17 protein-coding genes are annotated in these 20,656 nt (G+C 72.2%); 5 read left to right on the forward strand and 12 right to left on the reverse strand.

Going from position 1 to position 20,656, the window contains the following annotated elements; genetic code table 11:
* The first annotated feature begins 25 nt into the window (after positions 1 to 25).
* A complete protein-coding gene (locus IIE03_RS13660) occupies positions 26 to 385 on the forward strand; it encodes a DoxX family protein (protein ID WP_192863318.1) in 360 nt (119 codons plus the stop codon).
* Between the two features lie 10 nt (positions 386 to 395).
* Here the strand turns inward: IIE03_RS13660 and IIE03_RS13665 are convergent, their stop codons facing one another.
* Both IIE03_RS13665 and hisS read right to left on the reverse strand, forming a co-directional pair.
* Positions 396 to 2,195: an Rv2578c family radical SAM protein gene (locus tag IIE03_RS13665; protein WP_225997728.1), complete on the reverse strand. Its 1,800-nt coding sequence runs from the start codon at positions 2,193 to 2,195 to the stop codon at positions 396 to 398.
* A 314-nt stretch (positions 2,196 to 2,509) separates the two neighbouring features.
* Positions 2,510 to 4,108, reverse strand: coding sequence for a histidine--tRNA ligase (gene hisS / locus IIE03_RS13670; protein ID WP_225997729.1), 1,599 nt, complete (start codon positions 4,106 to 4,108; stop codon positions 2,510 to 2,512).
* A gap of 239 nt (positions 4,109 to 4,347) precedes the next feature.
* Here hisS and IIE03_RS13675 point away from each other — a divergent pair, with 239 nt between their 5' ends.
* From IIE03_RS13675 to IIE03_RS13685, 3 genes are all read left to right on the forward strand, one after another.
* A complete protein-coding gene (locus IIE03_RS13675) occupies positions 4,348 to 5,115 on the forward strand; it encodes a peptidylprolyl isomerase (RefSeq protein WP_192863320.1) in 768 nt (255 codons plus the stop codon).
* Complete coding sequence (locus IIE03_RS13680; RefSeq protein WP_192863321.1) at positions 5,112 to 7,142, forward strand: DUF349 domain-containing protein; 2,031 nt, start codon at positions 5,112 to 5,114, stop codon at positions 7,140 to 7,142. The genes IIE03_RS13675 and IIE03_RS13680 overlap by 4 nt, the downstream gene beginning before the upstream one ends.
* Positions 7,143 to 7,279: 137 nt before the next feature.
* Complete coding sequence (locus tag IIE03_RS13685; protein WP_192863322.1) at positions 7,280 to 7,966, forward strand: hypothetical protein; 687 nt, start codon at positions 7,280 to 7,282, stop codon at positions 7,964 to 7,966.
* 203 nt (positions 7,967 to 8,169) lie between these two features.
* Here the strand turns inward: IIE03_RS13685 and IIE03_RS13690 are convergent, their stop codons facing one another.
* Positions 8,170 to 9,270, reverse strand: coding sequence for a DNA polymerase domain-containing protein (locus IIE03_RS13690; protein ID WP_192863323.1), 1,101 nt, complete (start codon positions 9,268 to 9,270; stop codon positions 8,170 to 8,172).
* Positions 9,271 to 9,356: 86 nt separating this feature from the next.
* Here IIE03_RS13690 and IIE03_RS13695 point away from each other — a divergent pair, with 86 nt between their 5' ends.
* Complete coding sequence (locus tag IIE03_RS13695; RefSeq protein ID WP_225997730.1) at positions 9,357 to 10,559, forward strand: ATP-dependent DNA ligase; 1,203 nt, start codon at positions 9,357 to 9,359, stop codon at positions 10,557 to 10,559.
* 24 nt (positions 10,560 to 10,583) lie between these two features.
* Here the strand turns inward: IIE03_RS13695 and IIE03_RS13700 are convergent, their stop codons facing one another.
* The 9 genes from IIE03_RS13700 to IIE03_RS13740 form a co-directional block, all read right to left on the reverse strand.
* Positions 10,584 to 12,917 (reverse strand): RelA/SpoT family protein, encoded by a 2,334-nt coding sequence (locus IIE03_RS13700; protein ID WP_192863324.1) that lies wholly within the window; start codon positions 12,915 to 12,917, stop codon positions 10,584 to 10,586.
* A 69-nt stretch (positions 12,918 to 12,986) separates the two neighbouring features.
* Entirely contained in the window at positions 12,987 to 13,571 is a 585-nt protein-coding gene (locus IIE03_RS13705; protein ID WP_192863325.1) for an adenine phosphoribosyltransferase, read from the reverse strand.
* An 83-nt stretch (positions 13,572 to 13,654) separates the two neighbouring features.
* Positions 13,655 to 14,752, reverse strand: coding sequence for a protein translocase subunit SecF (secF, locus tag IIE03_RS13710; protein WP_192863326.1), 1,098 nt, complete (start codon positions 14,750 to 14,752; stop codon positions 13,655 to 13,657).
* Positions 14,752 to 16,704, reverse strand: a complete 1,953-nt coding sequence (gene secD, locus IIE03_RS13715) for a protein translocase subunit SecD (protein WP_225997731.1) — start codon at positions 16,702 to 16,704, stop codon at positions 14,752 to 14,754. Before secD ends, secF begins: the two co-directional genes overlap by 1 nt.
* A 132-nt stretch (positions 16,705 to 16,836) precedes the next feature.
* Positions 16,837 to 17,283 (reverse strand): preprotein translocase subunit YajC, encoded by a 447-nt coding sequence (gene yajC / locus IIE03_RS13720; protein ID WP_318842973.1) that lies wholly within the window; start codon positions 17,281 to 17,283, stop codon positions 16,837 to 16,839.
* 42 nt (positions 17,284 to 17,325) lie between these two features.
* Positions 17,326 to 18,435 (reverse strand): Holliday junction branch migration DNA helicase RuvB, encoded by a 1,110-nt coding sequence (ruvB, locus tag IIE03_RS13725; protein ID WP_192863414.1) that lies wholly within the window; start codon positions 18,433 to 18,435, stop codon positions 17,326 to 17,328.
* Between the two features lie 16 nt (positions 18,436 to 18,451).
* A complete protein-coding gene (gene ruvA, locus IIE03_RS13730; protein WP_192863327.1) occupies positions 18,452 to 19,090 on the reverse strand; it encodes a Holliday junction branch migration protein RuvA in 639 nt (212 codons plus the stop codon).
* 163 nt (positions 19,091 to 19,253) lie between these two features.
* Positions 19,254 to 19,814, reverse strand: a complete 561-nt coding sequence (gene ruvC, locus IIE03_RS13735) for a crossover junction endodeoxyribonuclease RuvC (protein ID WP_192863328.1) — start codon at positions 19,812 to 19,814, stop codon at positions 19,254 to 19,256.
* A gap of 75 nt (positions 19,815 to 19,889) precedes the next feature.
* Positions 19,890 to 20,651: a YebC/PmpR family DNA-binding transcriptional regulator gene (locus IIE03_RS13740; protein WP_192863329.1), complete on the reverse strand. Its 762-nt coding sequence runs from the start codon at positions 20,649 to 20,651 to the stop codon at positions 19,890 to 19,892.
* Positions 20,652 to 20,656: the final 5 nt, after the last annotated feature.

The following is a 20,656-nucleotide window of genomic DNA, read 5'->3' on the forward strand; positions in this document are numbered from 1 at the left end:
CCGACGCGGTGCATAGCGTCGCAGTATGGATCTCTTGCCCGATCCGGTGTGGCCCATGGTCCTCCTGGCCGTCGTCCAGGCCGTCGATGCCGCGCTCTGCGTCAAGCCCGTCGACTGGCCCGTGGGCCAGTGCCTGCGTGGCGTGAACTTCCCGGAGCGCTGGTGGTGGGTGTTCCCGTGGATCAAGGCGGCCGCGGCGCTGGGTCTGGTCGCCGGGATCTGGGTGCCCGCGCTGGGGACCGTGACCGCCGTGGCACTGGTGGTGTACTTCGCGCTCGCCCTCGGCTATCACGTCAGGGCCCGCAACCTCGGGATCTTCTTCGTGAGCGCCCTGGCGATGTTCGCGCTCTGCTCGGGCGTGCTGTGGTGGTCGTTCGTCGCCTGAGACACCGGTGTCAGAAGAGGGCGTCCTGGCCTGGGGCGTCCGGCGCGGCCGGTGCACCTCGCGACGGCTCGGCCGATGCGGGCATCGCCCCCTCGGGATAGGCACCCTCGTCGCCGCGGGCCGGTCCGGGACCACCCGAACCAGAACTGCCCGGCCCGGGACCGCCCGGTCCGGAGGAGCCGGATCCGCCGCGGGTGCCGCCGTCGTCGTCGACGGCCTTGTCGGGGCCGCTGTCGAACCGGGAGGCGGCGCGGCCCAGGCCGCGCTCCGCGAGGAGCGGCTCGGCCCGCTCCCACAGCCAGTCCTGGTAGCGGCGATCGACGTAGGCGCGATCGCCGAAAATGCGCCGGTATCCCGCCGCGTGCTGCGGGAATTCGCGTCGCAGCCACTCCAGGTACCACTCCCTGGCGCCCGGCCGCAGATGCAGCGGGAGCACCGTCGCCCCTGTGGCGCCCGCCTCGGAGACGGCGTCGAGGAGGCGCGCGAGGTGGTCGCGGGAGTCGGTGAGCCACGGGAGCACGGGTGCGACCATGACCCCGCACGGCAGGCCGGCCTCCCGGATGGCGCGGATCAGCGCGAGCCGGGCGCGTGGCGTCGGCGTGCCGGGTTCGACCCTCTGCTGGAGTTCCTCGTCCGCGAAGGCGAGGGAGACGCCCAGTCCGACCTCGACCCGCTCCGCGGCCTCCGTGAGCAGCGGGAGGTCGCGGCGCAGCAGTGTGCCCTTGGTGAGGATCGAGAACGGGGTACCGGAGTCGGCCAGCGCCGAGATGATCCCGGGCATCAGGCGGTACCGGCCCTCCGCACGCTGGTACGGGTCGGTGTTGGTGCCGAGCGCGACGGACTCGTGACCCCAGGAGGGCCTGGCCAGCTCCGCCCGGAGGACCTCGTCCACATTGACCTTGACCACCACCTGGGAATCGAAGTCCGCCCCGGCGTCGAGGTCCAGGTAGGTGTGGGAGCCGCGGGCGTAGCAGTTGTGACTGATCACGCCGTCGGCGACGAAGTCCCCGGTGCCCGTGGTGATGTCGACCAGGTCGGTCTCGTGGCCCAGGTCCTCGACCGACACCACCGTTCGGCCGGGGGAGGTCCGCACGAGCCGGCCGACGACGTCGACGGGAGACGGAGCACCGGAACCCGGGAGACCGGGCCCGCCGACGGGATCGATTCCCGCGAGACCGTCGCCCGGGCGCAGCACCGGGCGCTCGGCACGCGCGGTGCCCGGATCGACCGAATCGGCCGACGGGTGGCCGTGCGGCACGCGTCCCGCGGACGGCGCGAGGCGGGCATCCGCCTCGTCGGCGGAGGCTCCCGCCACGTACCGCCAGCCGTCGCCGGTGAGGAACCGGTGGTCGCCGCTGGCGACGAGGGTGGTGCCGTCGGCGGTCGTCACGCGATATGCGCGCTTGACCGTACGCCACGCGTCCCGGACGTCGGTCTCGACCAGGACGCGGCGGCCGCCGTCGGGCAGCGTGCCGATGACGCGGTCGCCCGGGACGAGGTCGCCGATGGGACGCCACGTGCCGTCGCCGAGCAGTACCGGCGTGTCCGGCGCCAGGCAGTAGCGACAGGCATGACTGCAGCCGCGGTAGGGGTTCACGGTCCAGCGGAACGGCATCCGGGACGCGGCCGGAACCTTCGACAGCGCGCTCCGGGCGACGACCTCGTGGAACGTGACGCCGTCGAACTCCGGGCTGCGGACGGCACGGATCAGCCCGGCCGTGCGCAGCGCGGGGAGCTCGAGTCCCGGCAGCGCGCCGTCGTCCGTGGTGAGTTGCTGGCCTGCCCATCGCACACAGAGATTCGAACACATGTTCCCATGGTTCGCAACTCTTCGGCCGCGATATGCGTGATATGTGCGCAATGTGATGGGGCGGAGCGGCGGCGCAGGACCCGGTAGGGCATCGCGCCGCCGTGTCCTGACGCGCGTGGTCGGGCGTCACATGCCGCGGACGTTCAGCAGGACGTTCGGCGACCCGCGCCGCGCGTCCGAGGCGACGCCCGTTGTGCCGCCGGTCACGAGCGCGGAAGCCTCGGGGTGAAAACGTACCGACGGGCGCTCGGGGCATACCAGATTTTCATCACTGTTGATGTATGCCCTCGGCGAGGCGGGCTCGCCTGGCCTGGCTACTTCCCGGACTCGGCGCCGGGCACCGCGCGGGGGTGCAGGTCCTCGGCCGGGGGTTCCCATGTCGTCGCGTCGGCGTCGACCTGCTCGCCCGAGCGGATGTCCTTGACCGAGCCGGTCAGGCGGCCCGCGAGAGCAGGCGCGCCGGCGTCCTCGGGGGCGGGGACCGCTGTGGCGGGGGCTGCGTCGGCGGGGGCACTGTCGGCGGGGACTGCGTCGGCGGGAGTGGAGTCCGCGGCGGCGGCGTCCGCGGCGGCGGTGCCCGCGGCGGCGTCCGCCGGCGCGGACGGCTCGGGCGCGGACGGCTCGGGCGCGGACGGCTCCGGTGTGGAGGCCTCCCCGCCTGGCTCGCCCGGGAACCAGACGAACGGGATCCCGCGGCGATCCGCGTACCTGATCTGCTTGCCGAACTTCGCGGCGGTCGGGGCCACCTCGCACGGGATGCCCCGGCCGCGCAGGGCGGAGGCGACGGCGTCGGACACCGGCCGCGTCTCCTCCGTCGTGACCGCGACGAGCACGGCGGCGGGCACACCACGGGTGGCGGTCACGAGGCCGCCGGAGAGCAACCGGGACACGAGCCGGCTGACCCCGACCGACAGGCCGACACCCGGGTAGGTGTTCTTCCCGTCCGACGCCAGCGTGTCGTACCGGCCGCCGGAGCAGACCGAGCCGAGCTGCTCGTGCCCCACCAGCACCGTCTCGTAGACCGAGCCGGTGTAGTAGTCCAGCCCGCGGGCGATCTTCAGGTCCGCGACGACGACGCCGGGCACCCTCTCCCCCGCCGCCACGACGAGCGCCTCGAGCTCGGCGAGCCCGGTGGTGAGGAGCTCCGTCACGGCGCCGTACGACTCCGCGAGCGTCCGCACGTCGGCGATCACCGACACGTCGGAGCCGCTGATGCCCGCGAGCGCGAGGCACGCCTTGGCCTGGTCCTCGCTCGCCCCGCACTCCTCGACGAGGAGCGCGGCGACCTTCTCCGGGCCGATCTTGTCGAGCTTGTCGATCTGCCGCAGCGCGCCCTCGACGTCCGACAGGCCGATGCCGCGGTAGAACCCTTCGGCGACCTTGCGGTTGTTGACGAGGATGCGTACTGGCGGCAGGCCGACCTCGCGCAGGGCACCGAACGCCTCGGCCATGACGAGGGGGACCTCGACCTCGTAGTGGTACGGGAGGTCCCCGGAGCCGACGACGTCGATGTCGGCCTGTGTGAACTCACGGAACCGGCCCTCCTGAGGGCGCTCACCGCGCCAGACCTTCTGGATCTGGTACCGCTTGAAGGGAAAGGAGAGCCTGCCGGCGTTCTCCAGCACGTAGCGGGCGAACGGAACGGTGAGGTCGAAGTGGAGTCCGAGCTGCTTGTCGCCGCGCTCCCGCTGACCGGGCTCGTCGAGCTCCTGGAGCCTCGAGAGCACGTAGACCTCCTTGGAGGTCTCGCCTTTGCGCAGCAACTGCTCGAGCGGTTCGACGGCCCGGGTCTCGATCCCGGCGTACCCGTGCAGCTCGAACGTACGACGCAGCACGTCGAGCACGTGCTGCTCGACGACGCGGTCCTGCGGGAGCCATTCGGGGAAACCGGAGAGTGGAGCGATACGGGCCATGCGTCAGATCCTCCCACGGGAGGGGGACATCGAGCCCGGGCTTTCCACAGGGCAGGCGCCGCTCACGGCGTGGACAAATGCAGTTCACCCCTGCCCGGCGCGGCACAGGCAGAATGTCCTGGCCCGCGATGCCTACACTGTCCCCGCACGGACTGCAACGGCCCAGGGTCCCACGATGACCCGCCCGGCGCGGGACGCGTGCCCCGGATGAGCAGCGAGCGGAGAGGAGCCCGGCGACGGTGTCGACCAGCAAGCAGCGTCAGCGCGCCCAGCAGGCCAGGAAGCAGCAGGCGAAGCAGGAGCAGCGCAGGGCCGCCCAGCGGGCTCGCCGACGGCGCCTGACGGCGCTGATCGCCGGTGTGGCGGCGTTGGCACTGGTGGCGACATTCGTGGTCGCCGCGCTGGTGAACACGGGCCCGGCCGAGGCGGTCGAGTGCGATCCGGGCACCACCGACGCCCGTGCGGATCACGAGCTGCCCGATCCCGGCGTCGCCGAGGACCGTACCTGGACCGTCACGCTGCACACGTGCGCGACGGGTACCGAGCAGGACATCACGCTCGAGCTCGACGGTGCGGCGGCTCCGCAGGCGGTGGCCAGCTTCGTGACGCTCGCCGGCGAGGGCTACTTCGACGGCACCGGCTGCCACCGGCTCACCACGTCCGGAATCTACGTGCTGCAGTGCGGCGATCCGACCTTCACCGGCACGGGCGGCCCGGGCTACGAGTTCGGGCCCATCGAGAACGCCCCGGAGGACGACGTCTACCCCGCCGGCACCGTCGCGATGGCGCGCCAGGGCGGTAACGGCGAGTCCATGGGCTCCCAGTTCTTCCTCGTGTACGAGGACTCCCAGATCCCGTCGGACGAAGCCGGCGGATACACGGTCTTCGGGGAGATCACATCCGGCCTGGACGTCGTCCGGGCAGTCGCGGACGAGGGCGTGGCCGATGGCGCCACGGACGGCGAACCTGCCGGCCCCGTCACCATCGAAGGAGTTGAGACCCAGTGAGCGAGAGCACCGAGCAGGGAAGCGGACCCGTCGAGGACGGGGCCGCCACCGAGCCCGTGGCCGAAACTCCCGAGACACCCGCGGACCAGGAAACCGCGACGCCGGAGCCGGCCCCCGAGGCCGCGGAGGAGAGCACGGCGGAGCCCGCTACCGAGGCCGCGGCCGAGCCGGCAGCGACCGACGAGCCGGCACAGGCCGACGAACCGACGACGACGGATCAGCCGGCAGCGACCGACGAGCCGACGACGCCGACCGGTGAGCCGGCAGCGACCGACGAGCCGACCCCGACGGGCGAGCCGGCAGCGACCGACGAGCCGGCTGCCGAGGCACCGGCGGTGCCCGCAGCCGAGGCCGCCGCTGCCGAGCCTGCCGAGCAACCCTCGGCGGAGACGGCTCGGACGGACGAGCCGGACAACGACGCAGAGCCCGAGAGCCAGGCAGAGTCGACGAGCGAGGCGGTGCCCGAGAACGAGGCAGAGCCGGAGAGCCGGACGGAGCCCGAGAACGAGGCGGAGCCGGAGAGCCGGACGGAGCCGTCGGGTGCGGCGCCGGAGAAGCCGGAAGCGAAGCCGGCCGAGCCGGCGCCGGCCCCCAAGCCCTCCGTCCCGAAGCCGTCGGAGGTTCCCTCGCCGGCGGCGCTGGCCAAGCCGCGGCCGCCCAAGTCCGGCGTACCGCGCCCGGCGACCCCGGCCGCGCGCCCTGCGGCCGCCGCGGCCCAGTCCACGCCCGCGGCGCCGGCGCCCGTGCCCGTGGTCGACGACGCCGCTGCGACGGCCGAGGCCGAGAAGCACGGCCGCGTCGCCGAGGACGGCACCGTCTACGTCGTCGAGAAGTCCGGTGAGCGCGCCGTCGGCCAGTTCCCCGGGGTCGGCACGTCGGAGGCGCTGAGCCTCTACGTCCGGCGCTACCTCGACCTCGTCGCGAAGGTGTCGCTGTTCGAGACCCGCCTCGACAGCGCTGACCTGTCGGTCAAGGAGATCGACCAGACCCTCGCCAAGCTCGCGGAGGAGACGGCCGAGCCGGCCGCCGTCGGCGACCTCGACGGCCTCCGTTCCCGAGTCGAGGGCCTCAAGGGCCGGGCCGCCGAGCGCCGGGCCGCGCTGGAGACAGAGCGCGCGGCCGCCAAGGCGGAGGCCGTCAGGGCGCGCGAGGCCATCGTCGAGGCGGCCGAGAAGATCGCGGGCACCGATCCGAGCAAGATGCAGTGGCGCCCGGCGGGCGAGGAACTCCGCGCGCTCCTGGACCGCTGGAAGGCGGCCCAGCGCGGAGGCCCGCGCATCGACCGCGGCACGGAGGAGTCGCTCTGGAAGCGGTTCAGCCACGCCCGGACCGCGTTCGACCGCGAGCGCCGGCACTTCTTCGCGGATCTGGAGCAGCGGAACAAGGAGGCCAAGGCCGCCAAGGAGCTGCTGGTCTCGGAGGCCGAGGCGCTCTCGGACAGCACGGACTGGGGCTACACGGCCGGGGCCTACCGCGACCTGATGTCCCGCTGGAAGGCTGCCGGCCGTGCGTCCCGCAAGGACGACGACGCGCTGTGGGCGCGGTTCCGCGCGGCTCAGGACAGGTTCTTCCAGGCGCGTGATGCCGCCAACGCGGCGATCGACGCCGAGTACGGGGAGAACCTGAAGGTCAAGGAGGAGCTGCTCGTCGAGGCGGAGAAGCTGGTCCCGGTGAAGGACCTCGCGGCGGCCAAGCGGGCGCTGCGCGGTATCCAGGACCGCTGGGACGCGGCCGGCAAGGTGCCGCGGCGGGACATCCAGCGCGTCGAGAACCGGATGCGGGCCGTGGAGAACGCGATCCGCGACGCGGAGCAGGAGCAGTGGCGCCGCAGCAATCCGGAGACGAAGGCCCGGGCGGAGGGGGCGGCCGCGCAGCTGGAGTCCGCGATCGCCGAGCTGGAGTCCGACCTCGAGTCCGCGCGCGCCAAGGGCGACGATCGCAAGGTCTCGGAGCTGGAGTCCTCCCTGGCCGCGCGCAGGTCCTGGCTGGAGCAGGTCGTCCGGGCCGCCGAGGACAGCACGGCCTGATCTCTCCGGCCTGCTCGCCGTCCGCGGCCGGCGGACACCATCGGCGGGCGACTCGGCAGGCGTGGCACCCCGTGTGGCCCCGGCACCTGTGGACAGCGGGTGCCGGGGCTGCGCCGTCCCCTGCATAGGCTGGGACGGTGCGACTCGCCCAGCTTCTCGACCCGCGGCCCGCGCCGGTCCCGCCGGTGGTGACGCCGGCCCGGGTGGGCGGCCCGGCCGCATGGCAGGACCTGTTGCGGTCCGGTGCGCTCACACCGCTCCGTGATGCGCCCCTGGACACCACCGGTGCGGTGGCCGTCCCGGCGGGTGTCCGAGTCACGCCCACGCACCGGGCGCTCGTCCTCGCCGAGTCGTGCGGCGGCGTGCTCCCGGCACGTGCGGTCCTGGCGGGAGCGTCGGCGGCGTGGGTGCACAGCGGCCTGCGCGGCGGCATCCACGTCCCGCGCCTTCCCACCGACGCCGGCTTCCCCGAGCTCGCCCATGACGCCGCGGTCCGCCGCCCGGACGTCCCCGCCGGAGTGCTCGTGCGCTGCGCCGCCGGCCTCGTGCGCGACACGATGCTGCTCGCCGGCGTTCCCGTCACGACGCCGGCCCGCACCGCGGCGGACGTGGCTTGTCGCCTGCCGTTCGAGCAGGCCGTGCCGGTTCTGACCGCGCTCGCGGCGGGAAGCGCGGATCTCGACCCGGTCGACCTCGACGCGGTCGAGCGGGCGCTGGAGGCACGCCGCCGCGTCGTCGGGCGCCCGGCGGCCCGCCGCGCGCTCGCCGCGGCCCGCGGACAACGGCCAGGCGCACCGTCGCCCCGGCGATCCCTGGTCGAGTAGTCGGGCCCTTGCCCGTGCGGTCGGTCGGATGTCGGATGATCGGTCGCCCGAGGGGCCGGCCACGCGACATCCGGCCGACCACGCGACGTCGTACCGGCTGTCGGTCTTCAGATCGCCGAGGCCGGCTTGTCAGACCGGCACGGTCCAGCTCTGGTATACGTCGGCGTCGGACCCACCGGCCGGCAACCGGCCGACGGCAGCGTTCAGCGAGCGCGGTCCTTGTCGCGGCTGGGCTGGACGCGCTTGGGCTCGCCTGGCTGCTTCGGATACTCCGGCGGGTAGGGGAGGTCGCCCAGCCCTTCCGCTTCGTCCTGGTCGGCGAGGTCCAGCGCGGGGCGCAGGTCGCAGTCGAGCGCGGGGTCTCGATCGGCCCGTAGCGGCGCGTACAGGTCTCCGACGTCGGCGAGCCGGCTCGGGGCCGTGCGCACGTCGAAGTCGTCGGGGTGCACCCGGGCGATCTCGTCCCAGGCGAGCGGCATGGAGACGGTCGCGCGCGCGTTGGCACGGATGGACCAGGCCGACGCGATCGTCCGGTCACGAGCCATCTGGTTGTAGTCCACGAAGATCTTCCGGCCGCGCTCCTCCTTCCACCACTTGGTGGTGACCTGGTCCGGCAGGCGCCGCTCCAGCTCGCGACCGACGGCGATCGTGGCGCGGCGCGCCTGGGTGAACGTCCACTCGGGGGCGAGCGGCACGAAGACGTGCAGGCCCCGTCCGCCCGAGGTCTTGGGATACCCGGTCATGCCGAGCTCGCCCAGCAGATCGCGCAGGTGCGGTGCGACGACGGCGGCGTCGTCGTAGTCCGTGCCGGGCTGGGGGTCGAGATCGATCCGGAGCTGGTCGACGCGTTCGGTCGCGTCGTCGCCCGGTCCACGCCGGACCGGCCACGGGTGGAAGGTGAGCGTGCCGATCTGTGCCGCCCACACGGCGACGGCGGGCTCGGTGGGACAGACCTCGTCCGCGGTGCGGCCGGACGGGAATGCGATCCGCGCGGTCTCCACCCATTCCGGGGCGCCCTTCGGGATGCGCTTCTGGTAGAACGCGTCCCCATGGCTGTCGGACCGCGTGGCCATCACCGCGTCCGGGGACCAGCCCTTCGGCCAGCGCTCCAGCGTCGTGGGCCGGTGCAGCAGGGCGCCGGTGATGCCCTCGGCGACGTCGGCGAAGTACCGCACGACGTCGAGCTTGGTCAGCGCCGGCCCGGCGGCCGATTCGGGGAACACGACCCGGTCCGGCGACGACACACGTACGGTGCGCCCGGCGATGTCGATCTCGACCGGCTTGGCCTTCTGTGCTGGAGCCATGGCCCCAACGTACGCCGGGTGACCGACATCCGGCTCGCGGGCGGTATCGGCTGGCCTCCCGGACCCGGAGAAGGGATGCTCGGACCATGACGCCCGCCATGCCACTCGACCTTCCCGTCACTCCCCCGGTCAAGCCGATGCTCGCGAAGTCCGTCCCGAGCGTGCCGGACCAGCCCGGCCCCGGCGCGGCGTCGAGCTCCGGTTACGTCTACGAGCCGAAGTGGGACGGATTCCGCGCGATCGTGTACCGCGACGGGGAGGACGTCCACATCGGCTCCCGCACGGGCAAGCCGATGGAGCGGTACTTCCCGGACGTCGTCGCGGCGGTGCGCGACGCGCTCCCGGAGCGCTGCGTCGTCGACGGCGAGATCGTCATCGCGCAGGTGCCCGCCGACGACGCCGGCGCGCGGTCCCACCTGAACTTCGAGCTGCTGTCCCAGCGGATCCACCCGGCGGAGTCGCGCGTGAACATGCTCGCCGAGACGACCCCCGCCGCGCTGGTCGTGTTCGACGTCCTCGCCGTCGGCGACGACTCCCTGATGGACCGGCCGCTCGCGGACCGCCTGGAGGCCCTGGACGCCCTCGGCCTGACGGGTCCGCTCGTCTTCGCCACGCCCCGTACCCGCGACACCGCGGTCGCGAACGAGTGGTTCGAGGCCTTCGAGGGCGCCGGACTCGACGGGGTGATCGCCAAGCCGCTGGACGGCGTCTACGAGCCGAACAAGCGCGCGATGGTGAAGGTCAAGCACGCCCGCACGGCCGACGTCGTCCTCGCCGGATACCGCCTCCACAAGACCTCGACCCCCGAGCGCCCGCTGCTCGGCTCCCTCCTGCTCGGCCTGTACGACGACGACCGTGGCGAGGGCGGCGCGTACCTGCAGTTCGTCGGGGTGTCGGCGTCGTTTTCGGAGGCGCGTCGAGCGGAGCTGGTCACGGAGCTGGCCGACCTCGTGGTCGTGCCGGGCACGCCGGAGGCGGACGAGCATCCGTGGAGCGGCTGGGCCGACCCGGCGAAGGCGCTGCCCGCCGCCGAGGCCGGCGACAGGCTGCCGGGCGCGGTGTCCCGCTGGAGCGGCGGCAAGGACCTGTCGTTCACACCGCTGCGCCCCGAGCGCGTGCTGGAGGTGGGCTACGACCACATGGAGGGCACCCGGTTCCGGCACACGACGCAGTTCAAGCGCTGGCGCCCGGACCGGGATCCGGAGTCGTGCACCTACGAACAGCTGGCCGAGCCGGTCAGGTTCGACCTGACCGAGCTGCTGCCCGGCGCCCCGGGTACGGCGCGCTGAGCACGGGCACCGCGCGCAGGGCCGTCAGACGGGCAGCTGAGGGCGTTCCACCGGCTTGGTGCCGGTGATGCGGTGGACGTCGAAGACGCCCTCGACCTTGCGGACCGCCGCCAGGACCTGGGTCAGGTGGCCCGGCTCGGCCATCTCGAAGATGAAGCGGGAGACGGCCAGGCGGTCGCTCGAGGTGGAGACGAAGGCGGAGAGGATGTTGACGTGGTAGTCGGACAGGACGCGCGTCACGTCCGACAGGAGCCGTGACCTGTCCAGCGCCTCCACCTGGATCTGGACCAGGAACATCGTGTTCGCGCCGGCGGTCCACTCCACCTCGACCAGCCGTTCGGGCTGCTTGCGCAGCCCTTCCAGGTTCACGCAGTCCACCCGGTGCACGCTCACGCCCTGGCCCCGGGTCACGAACCCGATGATCTCGTCGCCCGGCACCGGGGTACAGCACTTCGCGAGCTTGACCCACACGTCCGCGCTGTCGGAACCCTTCAGCACGACTCCGGGGTCGCCGGTGCGCACCCGCCGCGGCGCGCGGCTCCCCGCGCCGGGCCGGGCCGCCTCAGCGACGTCCTCGGTCGCGCCCTCGTCCCCGCCCAGGGCCTTGACCAGCTTCTCCACGACGTGCGCCGCGGACACATGCCCCTCGCCCACCGCCGCGTAGAGGGCCGACACGTCGGGATACCGCATCTCGTCCGCGAGGCCCACGAGCGTCTCGTGCGACATGAGCCGCTGGATCGGCAGGCCCTGCTTGCGCATCGCCTTCGCGATCGATTCCTTGCCGGTCTCGATCGCCTCCTCCCGGCGTTCCTTCGTGAACCACGCGCGGATCTTGTTGCGGGCACGCGGGGACTTCACGAATGCCAGCCAGTCGTGGCTGGGACCGGCCGTCTCGGACTTCGAGGTGAGGATCGCGACGACGTCGCCGTTCTCCAGCGTGGAGTCCAGCGGGACGAGGCGGCCGTTCACCCGGGCGCCCATGGTCCGGTGCCCCACCTCGGTGTGCACGGCGTAGGCGAAGTCGACGGGCGTGGCGCCCGCCGGGAGCGGCATCACGTCGCCCTTCGGCGTGAAGACGTAGACCTCGTCGCCGCCGATCTCGAAGCGCAGCGAGTCGAGGAACTCCGACGGGTCCGCCGTCTCCTTCTGCCAGTCCACGAGCTGACGCAGCCACGCCATGTCCTGGGCGTGGGTGTCCTCCTTGGCCTGCGGGCCGCCGCCGTTGCGGTCCTTGTACTTCCAGTGGGCGGCGACGCCGTACTCCGCGCGACGGTGCATGTCGTGGGTGCGGATCTGGATCTCGACGGGCTTGCCGCCCGGGCCGATCACCGTGGTGTGCAGCGACTGGTACATGTTGAACTTCGGCATCGCGATGTAATCCTTGAACCGGCCGGGAACCGGGTTCCATCGCGCGTGCATGGCGCCGAGCGCCGCGTAGCAGTCGCGCACCGTGTCCACCAGGATGCGCGTGCCCACCAGGTCGTAGATCTCCGTGAAGTCGTGGCCGCGCACGATCATCTTCTGGTAGATCGAGTAGTAGTGCTTCGGCCGGCCCATCACCGACGCCTTGATCTTCGCCGAGCGCAGGTCCGACTCGATCTGGCCCTTGACGACGCTCAGGTACTCCTCGCGGGCCGGGGCGCGCTCGGAGACCAGGTGCACGATCTCGTCGTACACCTTGGGGTACAAGTTCTGGAAGGACAGATCCTCCAGCTCCCACTTGATCGTGTTCATCCCGAGCCGGTGTGCCAGCGGGGCGTAGATCTCGAGGGTCTCGCGGGCCTTCTTCTCCGCCTTGTGCGGCGGCACGTACTTCCAGGTGCGCGCGTTGTGCAGGCGGTCCGACAGCTTGATGACCAGCACGCGGATGTCCTTGGCCATGGCCACGACCATCTTGCGCACGGTCTCCGCCTGCGCGGCGTCGCCGTACTTCACCTTGTCGAGCTTGGTCACCCCGTCCACGAGCAGCGCGACGTCGTCCCCGAAATCGGCGCGGAGCTGGTCGAGCGCGTAGTCCGTGTCCTCGACCGTGTCGTGCAGCAGCGCGGCGGCGATCGTGGTGCCCTCGAAACCGAGCTCCGCCAGAATCGTGGAGACGGCCACCGGGTGCGTGATGTAGGGATCACCGCTCTTGCGCATCTGCCCGCGGTGCGCCTTCTCGGCGGTCACGTACGCGCGCTCCACGAGCGCCAGGTCCGAACGCGGGTGGTTGCTGCGGATCACCTGCAGCAGCGGCTCGATGGCGGCGGGCGTGGAGGAACCGGCCCGCGCGCCGAACCGGGCCAGCCGGTGGCGCAGGCCGGGCACCGGGGTCGGCGCTGAGGCGGGCGCGGGCCGCGAGGCTTCGTTCTCGGCCATGTGCATGCCTCCTTCGCGCCGGTGGATGGCTCAGTCTAACGGCCGTGCGGCCTGACCCGGCCCTTCACCTCATTCCTGTGCGGGCCCGACCTGCAGGAGAGTAGTCACCTCGTGACCGCCGAGCCTCTCGCGGCCGTGAAGCGCGACGAGTTCGAGGAGGAAGGCCAGTCCGGCGACCACACCGCCGCTGCGCCGCACGAGATCCGCCGCAGCGGCGGCGGTGCCGCCGGTGGCCAGGACGTCGTCTACCAGAAGAACGCGGGAACCCGGCTGAAGTGTTCCCGCACGCAACTCGATCGACGCCGAACCGTACTCCAGGTCGTAGTCGACCCGTTCGACCGGCGGCGGGAGCTTGCCCGCCTTGCGCAACGGCAGGAAGCCGACGCCGAGTTTCGTGGCGAGCGGCGCCCCGAAGAGGAAGCCGCGGGCCTCCATCCCGGCCACCATGTCGATCTCCCCCAGGTCCGCCACCGCCGTGGCGAACCCGTCGAGGACGTCGGCCAGCCCCGCCGCGTCCGCCAGCAACGGCGTGATGTCGCGGAAGAGAATGCCCTCGGCCGGATAGTCGGGAACGTCGCGGATCAGGGAGCGCACGCGCGCCGCGCGCTCCGGCTCGAGGCCGGAGAGGGCGGAGAGGGCGATGTCGTCGGTCACGGGAGGTGAGCCTACCCGGGAAACGACCGGGCCCCCGAGGGAGCAGCGTCCATCGGGGGCCGGGCGGCGTGTCGAGAGCGTCGTCAGCGCCCCTTCTTCCGACGGGGTTGCGCCTGCTGTCCCTGATGGCTCCCGGGGATGAGTTGAGCAGTGCCGGCGGCGGCTGCGGCGAGGGCCGCATCCGAAGCGCCCTCGCCCATCAGCTCCTGACGAGCGGCCAGCACCTTGGCCGTGTGCTGCTTGATCTTCGCGTCGCTCTGCCGGAACGTGACGTCGAGCGGCGGGGCAAGGAAGATCGACGACGCGGCGCCCACCGCGATCCCGACGAACAGCGACAGCGACAGGTCCTTCAGCGTGCCGGCACCCAGCAGGAACGCGCCGACGAAGAGGATGCCCGCCACCGGCAGGAGCGCCACGACCGAGGTGTTGATCGAACGCACGAACGTCTGGTTCACCGCGAGGTTGGCCCGCTCGGCGTACGTGCTGCGTGTCTGCTCCAGCACCGTGGCGGTGTTCTCCCGGACCTTGTCGAACACCACGACCTTGTCGTAGAGCGAGAAGCCGAGGATCGTCAGGAAGCCGATGATGGTCGACGGCGTGACCTCCCAGCCGACCGCGGCGTACACGCCCGCCGAGACGAGCAGGTCCAGGAGGACCGCGACGATACCGGCCAGAGCCATCCGCCACGCCCGGAAGTACAGCGCCATGAAGGCCGCGGCCGCGGCGACGAACACCAGCGTGCCGTACAGCGCCTTCTGGGAGACGCTCTCGCCCCAGGTGGGCCCGATGAAGCCGGAGGTCACCTCACCGGCCGGGACACCGTAGGCCTCGGCGAGGGCGTCCCGGACGCCGTTGAGCTCGGCGTCGTCGGTGAGCTCCGCGGTCTGCACGCGCACCGCGCCGTCGCCGACCTGGGAGACCAGAACTTCCTGGTTGGGTGCCACCGAGTGCACCGCGTCGATCGCCGTGTCCTCGTCGGTGCTGGTCACACCGGAAACGGTGAACTCCGAGCCCCCGCGGAAGTCGATGCCGAGGTTGAGCCCCTGCATCGCGATGATCGCGATCGACACCGCCGAGAACAGCGCGACGATCGAGAACCAGATCCGGCGCTTCTGCATGATCGGGTAGGACCGCTGGCCCGTGTACAGGTCGTTGCCCCACTGGGCGAAGTTGAACGCCATCAGAGCTGCTCCTCGTTCTTCGCGGCCTCAGCGGCGGCCTTGCGCTCCGCGGCGCGCCGCTCGGCGATCGTCATCCTGCGGCCGTCGGGCGCCCCGCCGGGCACGGCCGCGCCGGCGCCGGTCGGGAGGCTCTGCGCCTGCGCGCCCGCGTAGGCCGGAGTCCGCTCGGCCTCCTCGCGCGCCCCCTCGAGGTCGTCCGACGGCGCCTGCGGGGTGGCGGGCTCCCACTCGACCCGTCCCGCGCCCTTGTAGCGCGGACCGGAGGAGATGCGCAGCCGGTCCGGCGACAGGCCGGACCACTTGTGTCCGTCGCGGAAGAACGGCACCTTCGCGAGGAGCTCCATCACCGGGTGGGTGAACCAGATGACGACGAGGATGTCGATCACCGTGGTCAGACCCAACGTGAACGCGAAGCCGCGCACGCCGCCGACGGTCATGAAGTACAGGATGATCGCCGAGAGCAGGTTCACGGACTTCGCCGCGTAGATCGTGCGCCGGGCGCGCACCCAGCCGCGCTGCACCGCAAGGCGCAGGGAGCGCCCGTCACGGAGCTCGTCCCTGATGCGTTCGAAGTACACGATGAACGAGTCCGCCGTGAAGCCGATGGCGACGATCAGACCGGCGACACCGGGCAGCGACAGGCGGTAGCCCATCCCCCACGACAGCAGGGCGATCACGACGTAGGTCATGACACCGGCCACGACCAGGGAGGCGACGGTCAGCATGCCGAGCGTGCGGTACTGGAACAGCGAGTAGACGACCACCAGGATCAGGCCGATGAGCCCGGCGAACAGGCCGCGCTGCAGCTGCTCCGTACCCAGCGTCGCCGAGACCGTGTTCTGCGACTGGACCTCGAAGGTGAGCGGCAGCGAGCCGAAGCTGAGCTGGTTCGCCAGGGTGGCGGCCGAATCACGCGTGAAGGTGCCGGAGATCTCCGCCTGGCCGTTCGTGATGATGACGCCCGGGCTCAGCGAGGGGGCCGAGACCACGAGGCCGTCGAGCGTGATCGCGAACTGGTTCCGCGGCGACTCGAGGCCCTGCAGGCGCTCGGTGGTCTCGCGGAACGCCGCGGTGCCCTCGTCGTTGAACGTCAGGTTCACGACCCACTCGTTCGTCTGCACACCGTTCGCGCCGACCCCCAGACCGGACGAGGCGGACGTCAGCTCGGTGCCGGCGACCTCGACGGGCCCGAGGATGTACTTGGCGACCCCCGTCTGGTCGCAGGTGACCAGCGGCAGGTCCGGGTCGTCGCCGCCCCCGCCCTGGAGGTTCGCCGGGTCGGTGCAGTCCGTCCGGTCGGCGAGTTCCTGGACGGCGGGGGTGATCTGGGCCAGGTCGCTCGGGTCGGTCGGGTCCAGCTCCGCCTGCTCGTCCGCGATCTGCTGCAGCAGTTCCTCGTCCGAGGAGGCCGCATTGCCGTCCTCGCCCTCGGTCCCCGAGTTCTCGCCGTTCCCGTTCTCGCCGTTCTCGTTGCCGGGGTCCGCGTTCTCGGAGTCGCCGTTGTTCCCGGAGTCCGCGTTCCCGGAGTCGGCGTCGTCGCCGGACTCCCCTTCCGCGTCCTGGCCGGCCGTCGCGACCGGAGACCCCACCGTCAGCACCGGCCGGAACTTCATCTGCGCGGCCTTGGAGATCAGCGCGATCGTCTCGTCGTCCACCTTGCCGGGGATCTCGACGATGATCTGCTCCTGGCCCTGGACCGCGATCTCCGCCTCCGTGACGCCGTTCGCGTCCACGCGCTGGCGGATCACACCGACGGCCTCTTCCATGGCCTCGGGCGTGATCTCCGAACCGTCGGTCGTGACGGCCTGGAGCACGATCTGGGTGCCGCCCTGCAGGTCGAGGGCGAGGGCCGGAGCGAAGCTCGCCCCGTCGGGATTCTCTTCAGAGCGCGCGTCGAGCTGCGATCCGGCCACGAGCACCGCGAGGGGCAGCAGCATCGTGAAGATCGTCATCAGGACGATCGTCCGGACCGGCCGTGAGCGCCGGTTGTCAGTCGCCAACTTGTCGTCTCTTCTCGGTTGCGCGCCGCCGGGGCGGCACGGGTTCGACGTCGCCGCGGGCTCACGCCCCCGGCGACGCGGTCGTCACTTGCCGTCGGTGTCGTCGTCCTTGCGCGCCTGCTGGTCACGGTACTCACGCTGGGCGGAGTCCAGACCGGAGATGTCGTCCGGGACGTCGATCACGTCGGGCCCGATGGTACTGCCCGAACCTTCCTGCTCGGTGACCTCGGACTCGTCCGTGTCGTCCGGGTCCTCCGGGACCGGTGTCGCGAACTGCGCCGGGACCTCCTTGACCGCGGGCATGACCCAGTCGGTCACGTGGCCGTCCGACGACTCGATGCGCACGATCTGCCGGTCCGTGTCGACGGCCACGACGACGCCGACCATGCCGGACTGGGTCATGACCTCGACCCCGGGCTGCAGGCTCTCGCGGAACTGGGCGGCGGCGCGCTGCTGCTTGCGGCTTCGGCTCGTGGTGAAGAAGAGCATCGCCGCGAGCGCGATGATGAGAATGAGGAAGGTGATGTCCACGATGGTCCAGTCGAGTTCGGGAGTATGGGGTGCCGGCCCAGTCTATGCGTCGAAGAGGGTGTCCGTCGTCGCCCCTGTGGACAGCGCCTCGCCGCCCGGCCGGGTCGGGGCTCCCGAGTCCTGCGGGGGCGTCAGTCCGAGGTGCTCCCAGGCCGCGAGCGTGGCCACGCGGCCCCGGGGGGTGCGGGCGATGAGGCCCTCGCGCACCAGGTAGGGCTCCGCGACGGTCTCGACCGTGTCCGACTCCTCGCCCACGGTCGCCGCGAGCGTGGTGAGCCCGACCGGACCGCCGCCGAACCGCGTGCACAGCGCGGTGAGCACCGACCGGTCGAGCCGGTCCAGCCCGATCGCGTCGACCTCGTACACCCGCAGCGCCGCCTGCGCGGCGTGCAGGTCGAGCGTGCCGTCGCCGCGCACCTGGGCCCAGTCGCGCACCCGGCGCAGCAGGCGGTTCGCGACGCGGGGGGTGCCGCGGGAGCGCCCGGCGATCTCCGCCGCGGCGTCGTGCCCGACGTCGGTCCCGAGCAGGTTCGACGAACGCAGGATGACCTGCTCGAGCTCGGCCGCCGAGTAGAAGTCCATGTGGCCGGTGAAGCCGAACCGGTCGCGCAGCGGCGCGGGCAGCAGGCCGGACCGCGTGGTGGCGCCGACCACCGTGAACGGTGGCAGCGCCAGCGGGATCGCCGACGCGCCCGGGCCCTTGCCGACGACGATGTCGACGCGGAAGTCCTCCATCGCGGAGTACAGCAGTTCCTCGGCCGGACGGGCGAGGCGGTGGATCTCGTCGATGAACAGCACCTCGCCCTCCTCCAGCGAGGAGAGGACGGCGGCGAGGTCTCCCGCGTGCTGGATCGCCGGGCCCGAGGTGATGCGGAGGTTGGAGCCGATCTCGGCCGCGATGATCATCGCCAGGGTCGTCTTGCCCAGCCCGGGCGGGCCGGACAGCAGCACGTGGTCCGGCGCGCTCCCCCGCGCCACGGCGGCCCGCAGCATGAGCGAGAGCTGCTCGCGCACCACGGGCTGGCCCACGAACTCCTCCAGCCGCTTGGGCCGCAGCGCCGCCTCGGCCGCCCGCTCGACGTCGTCGGACGCGGTGCCGACCAGGCGCGTGGCGCCGCCCTCCGCGGCAGGCGATCCCGCCGTACCGCCGATCGACCCCTCAAACCCCTCAGCCACGAGCGCCTCCGAGCACGCGCAGCGCCGCCCGCAGCGTGGTGGCGACCTCCGCCGGCGCGACGACGTCGGCCCCCGCCTCGGCGAGCACCTTCGCCACGGCGTCCTCGGCCGCCTTCGCGGGCCAGCCCAGTCCGGTGAGCGCCTCGACGACCTGCGCGGACCCGGCATCGGGCACGGACCCGCCCGCGGCCACCGGGCCGTCGTCGGGCGCGATCACCGTCGCACCGGACGGCGGGCCGAGCCGGTCACCGAGTTCCAGGAGGATGCGCTGCGCGCCCTTCTTGCCGATACCCGGCACGCGCGTCAGTGCCGCGGTGTCCTCGGCGGCCACGGCACGCCGCAGGCCCTCGGGCGTGTGCACGGCGAGCATCGCGAGCGCCAGGCGCGGCCCGACGCCGCTGACCGTCTGGACGATCTCGAAAGCGTCCCGCTCGTCGGCGTCGGCGAAGCCGTACAGGGTCATGGAGTCCTCGCGCACCACCATGCTGGTGGCGACCCGCGCCTCCTCGCCCACGCGCAGCCCGGCGAGCGTGCCGGGGGTGGCGTGCACCAGGTACCCGACGCCTCCGACGTCGACCACGGCGCGGTCCAGGGTCACGTGCTGCACGACTCCCGTCAGCGATGCGATCACGCCCTGTCCCTTCCGTCGGCTCCGATGATCGAACCCGCCGAGGCCACCGCCTCGAACGTCCGTGCGATCCTAACGTGACCGCCGGCGCGGGCGAAGGCGACGCGCAGGGTACGGGCGGAAACCGGGTACGGGAGGAACGGGGCGCGCGGGGCCGAGCACGGGATCAGCCCTTGCGGCGCGCCGCCGTCTCCGCGGCCGCCCAGGCGCGCTGAGCGGGGGTCAGCTCGTGCCGTTCCCCGCCCTGCAGCGCGCCCGCAGGGCGCCACAGGTGGCAGACCGCGAGCGCGAGCGCGTCGGCGGCGTCGGCCGGTCTCGGGGGGTCGTCGAGCCGCAGGATGCGGCTGATCATCTTCGTGACCTGCGCCTTGTCCGCACGGCCGGAGCCGGTCACGGCGGCCTTGACCTCGCTCGGCGTGTGCAGGGCGACGGGGATGCCGCGGCGGGCGGCGGCAAGCATTGCGATGCCGGCCACCTGGGCGGTGCCCGTCACCGACGCGACGTTGTGCTGCGCGAAGACGCGTTCCACGGCGACGACGTCGGGCACGTGCGCGTCGATCCATTCGTCGAGCCCCTCGGCGATGCGCAGGAGCCGGAGATCCACCGACAGGTCGGCGTCGGACCGGATCACGCCCACGCCGGCGAGCTGGGCCCGACGACCCGGCAGGGAGTCGACGACTCCGACACCACACCTGGTCAGGCCGGGATCGACCCCGAGAACGCGCACGCCCCCACCCTCTCACGGGGCAGGGGCGCGGCGGTCGAACCCACGCCGGGCGTCACGCCGGGCGGAACCGGCGGCTCAGTCCTCGGCGTCGAGGGCTTCCATGACCTCGTCGCTCGCGTCGAAGTTCGCGTAGACGTTCTGCACGTCGTCGCTGTCCTCGAGGGCGTCGATGAGGCGGGTGATCTTGCGGGCGCCCTCGACGTCGACCTCGACCTGCATCGACGGGTGCCAGACGACGTCGGCGGAGTCGTAGTCGATCCCGGCGTCCTGGATCGCCTTGCGCACGGGGACCAGGTCCGTGGCCTCGGTCATGACCTCGATGACCTCGCCGAGGTCGGTGACCTCCTCGGCACCCGCGTCGAGCGCGGCCAGCATGACCTCGTCCTCGCCCACGCCGTCGGACTTGGGCACGACGACGAGGCCCTTGCGCGAGAACAGGTACGACACCGAGCCCGGGTCGGCGAGCGAGCCGCCGTTGCGGTTGAACGCGGTGCGGACCTCGGCGGCGGCGCGGTTCTTGTTGTCGGTCAGGCACTCGACCAGGACGGCGATGCCGTTGTTGCCGTACCCCTCGTACATGATCGTCTGGTAGTCGACGGCGTCGGCGCCCTCGCCGGAGCCGCGCTTGACCGCGCGATCGATGTTGTCGTTGGGGACCGACGACTTCTTCGCCTTCTGGATGGCATCGAACAGCGTCGGGTTGCCGGCGGGGTCACCGCCGCCGGTGCGGGCCGCGACCTCGATGTTCTTGATGAGCTTCGCGAAGAGCTTGCCACGCTTGGCGTCGATCGCCGCCTTCTTGTGCTTGGTCGTGGCCCACTTGGAGTGACCTGACATGTACC

It is taken from the genome of Myceligenerans pegani (assembly GCF_014892515.1).
GTDB classification, from domain to species: Bacteria; Actinomycetota; Actinomycetes; order Actinomycetales; family Cellulomonadaceae; genus Myceligenerans; species Myceligenerans pegani.

What these genes read in the sequence shown, in the direction of transcription:
- IIE03_RS13690 (WP_192863323.1), bottom strand. Translation starts at nt 9,270, where the DNA reads ATGGCTCCAGCACAGAAGGCCAAGCCGGTCGAGATCGACATCGCCGGG.
- IIE03_RS13695 (WP_225997730.1), top strand. Translation starts at nt 9,357, where the DNA reads ATGACGCCCGCCATGCCACTCGACCTTCCCGTCACTCCCCCGGTCAAG.
- hisS (WP_225997729.1), bottom strand. Translation starts at nt 4,108, where the DNA reads ATGGCCCGTATCGCTCCACTCTCCGGTTTCCCCGAATGGCTCCCGCAG.
- IIE03_RS13665 (WP_225997728.1), bottom strand. Translation starts at nt 2,195, where the DNA reads ATGTGTTCGAATCTCTGTGTGCGATGGGCAGGCCAGCAACTCACCACG.
- secF (WP_192863326.1), bottom strand. Translation starts at nt 14,752, where the DNA reads ATGGCGTTCAACTTCGCCCAGTGGGGCAACGACCTGTACACGGGCCAG.
- IIE03_RS13660 (WP_192863318.1), top strand. Translation starts at nt 26, where the DNA reads ATGGATCTCTTGCCCGATCCGGTGTGGCCCATGGTCCTCCTGGCCGTC.
- IIE03_RS13700 (WP_192863324.1), bottom strand. Translation starts at nt 12,917, where the DNA reads ATGGCCGAGAACGAAGCCTCGCGGCCCGCGCCCGCCTCAGCGCCGACC.
- secD (WP_225997731.1), bottom strand. Translation starts at nt 16,704, where the DNA reads ATGACGATCTTCACGATGCTGCTGCCCCTCGCGGTGCTCGTGGCCGGA.
- IIE03_RS13740 (WP_192863329.1), bottom strand. Translation starts at nt 20,651, where the DNA reads ATGTCAGGTCACTCCAAGTGGGCCACGACCAAGCACAAGAAGGCGGCG.